Origin of the sequence: uncultured Rhodococcus sp. (assembly GCF_963525155.1) — a bacterium.
In the GTDB taxonomy this organism is placed as follows: Bacteria; Actinomycetota; Actinomycetes; order Mycobacteriales; family Mycobacteriaceae; genus Rhodococcus_F; species Rhodococcus_F qingshengii.
Window position 1 is genome coordinate 1 of record NZ_CAURKP010000300.1, and the last position, 4250, is coordinate 4250.

At 61.4% G+C, this 4250-nt stretch carries 3 protein-coding genes; all 3 read left to right on the forward strand.

The features are described from left to right. The first annotated feature begins 153 nt into the window (after positions 1–153). The 3 genes from RWT78_RS28475 to gltX all read left to right on the forward strand — a co-directional run bounded on the left by RWT78_RS28475 (position 154) and on the right by gltX (position 4028). Positions 154–927 (forward strand): fumarylacetoacetate hydrolase family protein, encoded by a 774-nt coding sequence (locus tag RWT78_RS28475; RefSeq protein WP_003944722.1) that lies wholly within the window; start codon positions 154–156, stop codon positions 925–927. 391 nt (positions 928–1318) lie between these two features. Continuing rightward, positions 1319–2479, forward strand: coding sequence for an alkane 1-monooxygenase (locus RWT78_RS28480; RefSeq protein WP_314682679.1), 1161 nt, complete (start codon positions 1319–1321; stop codon positions 2477–2479). A 73-nt stretch (positions 2480–2552) separates the two neighbouring features. Continuing rightward, on the forward strand, positions 2553–4028 hold the full coding sequence (gltX, locus tag RWT78_RS28485; RefSeq protein ID WP_314682681.1) for a glutamate--tRNA ligase: 1476 nt from the start codon (positions 2553–2555) through the stop codon (positions 4026–4028). Positions 4029–4250: the final 222 nt, after the last annotated feature.

Below are 4250 nucleotides of genomic sequence, written 5' to 3' on the forward strand. Positions count from 1 at the left end.
CTGGCTACCCGCGGCGAAGGTCCCATCTCCACAACGGAGATCGGCGACCGGATCACTGCAGCGCTGTAAGGAATTCTTTCACGAGACTGACGCGCGTGAGCCTTTCGGCTTGCGCGCGTCAGTCGTTTCCGGCACCCCGATAGACTGGCCGGCATGCGTCTTGGTCGAATTGCCAGTCCCGATGGTGTTGCGTTCGTCAGTATCGAAGGTGAAGAGGATGCCCTCGTCGCCAAGGAAATTGCGGAGCACCCGTTCGGGAACCCCACATTTACCGGCCGAAGTTGGCCGCTCGCCGATGTCCGTCTGCTGGCTCCGATTCTCGCCAGCAAGGTGATCTGCATCGGCAAGAATTATGCAGATCACATCGCGGAGATGGGCGGAGAGGCTCCCGCGGACCCCGTGATCTTCCTCAAGCCCAACACGTCCATAGTTGGCCCGGGTGCCCCGATCGTCTTGCCTCCCACCTCGAACGAGGTGCACTTCGAGGGTGAACTCGCGGTCGTCATCGGTCAACCGTGCAAGGACGTTCCGGCGGCGAAGGCGTTGAGCGTGGTCCTCGGTTACACGATCGCCAACGACGTGTCGGCGCGAGATCATCAGCGTCACGACGGGCAGTGGACGCGCGCGAAGGGCCACGACACTTTCTGCCCACTCGGCCCCTGGATCGAAACCAGTCTGGATGCGTCCGACGTCGACATCAAGACCGAGGTGAACGGTCAGGTCAAGCAGGACAGCAGCACGGCTTTTCTCCTCCACGACATTCCGAAGATCATCGAGTGGATCTCGGCGGTGATGACTCTCTTGCCTGGCGACGTCATCCTCACCGGCACCCCCGCCGGAGTAGGCCCGATCGTCGACGGCGATTCCGTGTCGGTCACGGTCTCGGGGATCGGCACGCTCACGAACCCGGTGACCGCCAAGAGCTGATCCTGACCCGGTTCGTTCAGTCACGCGACTACGGAGGCCCCATCCAACCGGATGGGGCCTCCGTCGTGGTGTGAGGTCGAGAGGTGTCTGTCGCAGAAAAGTTGCAAGATGGTAACTATCGCCAGTGGATTGATCGGGATTGCCAACCGACTCGAAGAAATCAGGCTCCGGGACTGACCTGCGGGTTTCATGACCCAGGCGAAGCTTCGCCTCTGATCCTCCTGGCGTTATGTCGGATTTGGCCAGGTTGGGAGAGTTCGCCATACGGTTTGCTGTCGCGGCCCGTAACAGACCAAATTCCCTGAAATGTAACGCTGAGCAGTAGGGTGACCGATAACTGGATAGAAGCCGATGGGGCAATCGAGTGGATTGCGCAGAAACGTGGTGATACATGACGACCTTCGCGGAAGCCTCCCGGACAGCGGCAGGGCAAGCGCGGAACGGGCAGCGGCCGGTGTGGCGAGACAAGAAGCGCTACCTGTGGCCACTGGGTTTGCTGGTTCCTCTCAGCCCGTTCGCTGCGTGGTTCCTGGTCGACAAATTCAGTCTCGGGCTCTTCTGGGCGATCGGGGCGTGGCTGATCGTCATCGTCATTCCCCTGATCGATCTCCTGGCGGGCGAGGACGGTAACAGCCCACCGGACGAAGCGATCCCTGAATTGCAAGAGGATCGTTTCTACCGCTGGTGCACGTACTTGTTCCTGCCCCTCCAATACGTCGGGCTGGTGTTCGTCGCGTGGTGTTGGGTGAACGCGCCGATGGCGGCGGGGGAGAAGTTCGCGCTCGCGATGACTGCCGGCGTGGTTGCCGGTGTGGGGATCAACGCGGCGCATGAATTGGGGCACAAGAGTGAGAAGCTCGAGAAGTGGCTCGCGAAAGTAGCGCTCGCGCAGTCCTTCTACGGCCATTTCTACGTCGAACACAACCATGGTCATCACGTCCGCGTCGCGACGCCGGAGGATCCGGCCAGCTCGCGGTACAAGGAAAACTTCTGGTTCTTCTTGCCTCGCAGCGTCATCGGCGGCCTGCGCTCGGGATGGCGGATCGAAAGCGCTCGTCTGAGGCGTCAGGGGAGACGGACGTGGAGTTACCGCAACAACATCCTGAACGCGTGGGCGATGAGTGTGGTTCTGTTCGGCAGTCTGATCGCCGCGTTCGGCTGGGAAATTGCGCCGTGGCTCGCCGTTCAGGCAATTGCAGGCTTCACGTTCCTCGAGACCGCCAACTATCTCGAGCACTACGGCTTGCTACGTGCGAAGCGGCCTGACGGCTCGTACGTCCGGTGCTCGCCCGAGGACAGCTGGAACAGCGACCACGTCGTCAGCAATCTGTTCCTCTATCAACTTCAGCGTCACAGCGACCATCACGCGAATCCGCGTCTGCGGTACCAGAGCCTGCGAAGTGCGGCCGAAGCGCCGCAACTTCCAGCGGGTTACGCAGTCATCATCGTCTGCGCGTGGGTGCCGCCGCTGTGGCGAAAGGTCATGGACAAGCGACTGCTGGCCTACTACGACGGCGACATGACACGCATCAACGTCCTGCCGGGTAAGTGATCGGCCGGATGGAGGAAGGGCTGCCGGACTAACCTGTAGTACGACCATCCATCATCGCCGAGCCAAGTGAGCCATGACCAACAGCGAAGTACGCGTCCGTTTCTGTCCGTCACCCACCGGAACCCCGCACGTGGGTTTGGTGCGCACCGCCTTGTTCAACTGGGCATTCGCACGACACCACGGCGGCACATTCGTGTTCCGTATCGAAGACACCGATGCGCAGCGCGACAGTGAAGAGTCCTACCAGGCCATCCTCGACGCCCTCCGCTGGTTGGGGCTCAATTGGGACGAAGGCCCGGAGGTCGGTGGGCCGCACGCACCGTATCGCCAGTCCGAGCGTCGCGACCTGCATCTCGACGTTGTTGCCAAGTTGCTGGCCGCGGGCGAGGCCTACGAGTCCTACTCGACCAACGAGGAGGTCGAAGCGCGACACAAGGCGGCCGGACGCGATCCGAAGCTCGGATACGACAACTTCGATCGCGAGCTCAGCGACGAGCAGCGCGCTGCCTACATCGCCGAGGGGCGCAAGCCCGTCGTCCGCCTCCGGATGCCCGATCACGATCTGACCTGGAACGACCTGGTGCGGGGCGAGACCACGTTCAAGGCAGGCACCGTTCCGGACTTCGCGCTGACTCGCGGCAACGGCATTCCGCTGTACACCTTGGTCAACCCGGTTGACGACGCGTTGATGAAGATCACCCATGTACTGCGCGGCGAAGATCTGCTGTCCTCGACTCCGCGTCAGCTCGCGTTGTACGAGGCATTGATTCGTATCGGTGTCGCCGATTTCACACCGTCGTTCGGGCACTTGCCTTTCGTGATGGGGCAGGGCAACAAGAAGCTTTCCAAGCGCGATCCCGAGTCCAACCTCTTCATCCACCGCGATCGGGGCTTCATTCCCGAGGGATTGCTGAACTACTTGGCTCTGCTCGGGTGGAGCATCGCCGACGATCACGATGTCTTCTCGCTCGACGAGATGGTTGCGGCCTTCGACGTCTCCAAGGTCAACTCCAATCCTGCCCGCTTCGACCAGAAGAAGGCCGACGCGATCAATGCCGAGCACATTCGTCTGCTCGTGCCGGCCGACTTCGCCGGTCGTCTGAAGTCGTTCCTGGTGGAGCACGGACACATCGGCGCCGACGTCGACGAAGCGACGTTCACTGTTGCGGCGGACCTCGTGCAGACGCGCATCGTCGTCCTGTCCGACGCGTGGGATCTGCTGAAATTCCTGTTCGTCGACGAGGCGTCGTTTGCTCTCGATCCGGCCGCGGCGGCAAAGAACTTGAAGGAAGATGCCGGTCCGGTTCTGGACGCGTCTCTTGCGGCGCTCGATGCCATCTCAGAGTGGTCGGCGGCCAGTATCGAGGAAGCACTCAAGAAGGCCCTCATCGAGGATCTGGAGCTCAAACCGCGTAAGGCCTTCGCTCCGGTTCGGGTCGCGATCACGGGCTCTCACATCAGCCCTCCGCTGTACGAGTCGATGGAATTGCTCGGTCGTGAGGTCTCGCTCGCTCGGTTGCGCGCCGGTAGGGCAGCGGTAACCGCCTAGATCGGACGGTCGTCCGGCCGAAAATGAAGCAAAAACCTCCTGTGACCATACGATTTGGTATTTGGGGCAGGGGTACTGGTAATCTTCTTTTCGGCCGGAGACGAGCCGCCGAGCATAACAGCGAAGCGGATCGGGCAAGGCTGGTGAGCAAGACCTTGGGGTATGGTGTAATTGGCAACACAGCGGTTTTTGGTACCGCCATTCTAGGTTCGAGTCCTGGTA

Bases quoted from the DNA above. Each gene is read 5' to 3' on its own strand.
- gltX (WP_314682681.1), top strand. From the start codon at position 2,553: ATGACCAACAGCGAAGTACGCGTCCGTTTCTGTCCGTCACCCACCGGA.
- RWT78_RS28475 (WP_003944722.1), top strand. From the start codon at position 154: ATGCGTCTTGGTCGAATTGCCAGTCCCGATGGTGTTGCGTTCGTCAGT.
- RWT78_RS28480 (WP_314682679.1), top strand. From the start codon at position 1,319: ATGACGACCTTCGCGGAAGCCTCCCGGACAGCGGCAGGGCAAGCGCGG.